At 57.4% G+C, this 2,228-nt stretch carries 4 protein-coding genes; all 4 read left to right on the top strand.

All coding sequences use genetic code 11. The annotated features are described in order from the left end of the window. A partial coding sequence (amrB, locus tag MVO87_RS00255) for an AmmeMemoRadiSam system protein B (RefSeq protein ID WP_297551783.1) occupies nt 1–489 on the top strand: 489 nt, incomplete at its 5' end. A gap of 31 nt (nt 490–520) precedes the next feature. Continuing rightward, complete coding sequence (mntA, locus tag MVO87_RS00250) at nt 521–895, top strand: type VII toxin-antitoxin system MntA family adenylyltransferase antitoxin (RefSeq protein ID WP_297551781.1); 375 nt, start codon at nt 521–523, stop codon at nt 893–895. 37 nt (nt 896–932) lie between these two features. Beyond that, nucleotides 933–1,937 (top strand): mevalonate kinase, encoded by a 1,005-nt coding sequence (locus tag MVO87_RS00245; RefSeq protein WP_297551779.1) that lies wholly within the window; start codon nt 933–935, stop codon nt 1,935–1,937. Further along, nucleotides 1,934–2,228, top strand: a 295-nt coding sequence (locus MVO87_RS00240; protein WP_524540260.1) for an amino acid kinase family protein, incomplete at its 3' end; no start/stop codon positions are given. The genes MVO87_RS00245 and MVO87_RS00240, both read left to right, overlap by 4 nt.

Raw genomic sequence — 2,228 nt, 5'->3', positions numbered from 1 at the left:
ATAGAAGTTCAGGTGCCCTTCATTCAGTATCTCGCCGAGCTCGCTGGAAAGGACGTCAAAATCGTCCCGATAACCCTTGGAATCCAGGACGAAGATGTCTCAAGGGCCCTCGGAAAGGCTATATACGGGGCGAGCGAGGAACTCGGCAGGGACGTTGTGGTCATAGCGAGCACGGACTTCATGCACTACGGGCCGGCCTACGGCTACGTGCCCTTCAGAGCCAGGGCCGACGAGCTTCCGCACAGGATAAAGGAGTGGGACTTCAGGCTGATAAGGAGAATCCTCGACTTCGACGTTGACGGCCTTTTCAGGGAGCTCCGCGAGATGAGGCACACGATGTGCGGGCCCGGGGCTGTTGGAACGGCGATAGTCTATTCGCGCCTCGCTGGAGCTGTTGAGGCTGAGCTTTTGCACTACACGACGAGCTACGAGGTCAGTAGGAGCACCGAGGCTGTCGTTGGCTACGCGAGCATCGTGATGAGGAGGTGAAGTTTTAATAGTTCCCCTCCTATTTTCTACCATGAACATCGACGATGCTGTGAGAGAAATCCTCCAGCTTGGCGGCGACCGGGTGAAGTTCATCATCCTCTTCGGCTCCTGCGCGAGGGGCGAGGCGAGAAAGGACAGCGATGTCGATTTGTGCGTTTACTACGAAGGCACTCCCAGGGAGGCCTTTGAGTTCAGGATGCGCGTTCTTGGAGTTCTTCTGGAGGAATACGACGTCCAGATTTTCCAGCTCCTCCCGGTTTATCTCAGAAAGGAGTGCCTCAGGGGAAGGGTTCTCTTCTGCAGGGACGAGACGTTCCTCTACGACCTCGCCTACGAGACGCTAAAGGAGTGGGAGGACTTCAAGCGCTACTACTACGACTACCTCGGCCTGGAGGCGATAGAATGAGGGTTGAGATGATAGAGAAACTTCTGGAGGGTCAAAAATGAGGGTTCTGGCATCTGCTCCGGCTAAAATTATCCTCTTCGGCGAGCACAGCGTTGTCTATGGAAAACCAGCGATAGCGGCCGCGATAAACCTGAGAACCTACGTGTGGGCCGAGTTCAACGAGAGGGGTGCAATAAAGATAGAGGCCAAGGACATACGCGTCCCTGGTTTAACCGTTTCGTTCTCTGAGGACGAGATTTACTTCGAGAGCGACTATGGCAAAGCCGCGGAGGTCCTCAGCTACGTTCGTCAGGCCATCGAGCTCGTGAGGGAGGAGGCCGACAAGAACGGAAGAGGCATTACCGTCTCGATAACGTCCCAGATTCCCGTTGGGGCGGGCCTCGGCTCATCGGCCGCGGTAGCGGTTGCCACAATCGGCGCGGTTTCAAGGCTCCTCGGCCTCGAGCTGACCAACGAGGAAATCGGAAAGCTCGGCCACAGGGTTGAACTCCTCGTTCAGGGGGCATCGAGCGGCATCGACCCGACGGTCTCGGCGATAGGTGGCTTCATCCACTACGAGAAGGGCAAGTTCGAGCACCTGCCCTTCATGGAGCTCCCAATAGTGGTGGGCTACACGGGCTCGAGCGGTTCGACGAAAGAACTGGTCGCAATGGTGAGGAGAACGAGGGAGGAGATGCCCGAGATAATTGAGCCAATACTCCTCTCGATGGGCAAGATTGTGGAGAGGGCGAGGGACATCCTCCTCTCTGACCTTGACGAGAAAGTTCGCTTCGAGAGGCTTGGACGGCTCATGAACATCAACCACGGTCTCCTCGACGCCCTCGGCGTTTCGACCAAAAAGCTCAGCGAGCTGGTCTATGCGGCCAGAACTGCCGGGGCTCTGGGGGCCAAGATAACCGGTGCCGGTGGCGGCGGCTGTATGTACGCCCTTGCACCTGAGAAGCAGAGCGAGGTAGCCACTGCCATCACGATAGCTGGCGGAACGCCGATGATAACCGAGATAAGCAGGGAAGGCCTCAGGATAGAGGAGGTGATTCCGTGATAATTGTCAAACTCGGTGGAAGCGTCTTCAGCGACAAATCCGGGGAGCCCGAGAACTTCAGGGAGAAAGTTGTCCGCTCAATCGCGAGGGAGATGGCCGAGTTCTATCCTTCCGAGAAGTTCATACTCGTCCACGGGGGAGGGAGCTTCGGGCACCCGGAAGCGAAGAAGTACGGAATCAGGGACGGCCTCACGGGACTCGTGGGGGAGTCGGCTTTCGTCAGACGCAAGGGCTTCTCGCTCACGCACCACGCCATGTTGCGGGCGAGCATGAAAATCGTCGAGGCCTTCC

Source organism: Thermococcus sp., from assembly GCF_027063845.1.
In the GTDB taxonomy this organism is placed as follows: Archaea; Methanobacteriota_B; Thermococci; order Thermococcales; family Thermococcaceae; genus Thermococcus.
The sequence above is the reverse complement of the archived record's forward strand: the minus strand, read 5'-3'. Positions and strand labels throughout refer to the sequence as shown.

What these genes read in the sequence shown, in the direction of transcription:
- mntA (WP_297551781.1), top strand. Translation starts at nt 521, where the DNA reads ATGAACATCGACGATGCTGTGAGAGAAATCCTCCAGCTTGGCGGCGAC.
- MVO87_RS00245 (WP_297551779.1), top strand. Translation starts at nt 933, where the DNA reads ATGAGGGTTCTGGCATCTGCTCCGGCTAAAATTATCCTCTTCGGCGAG.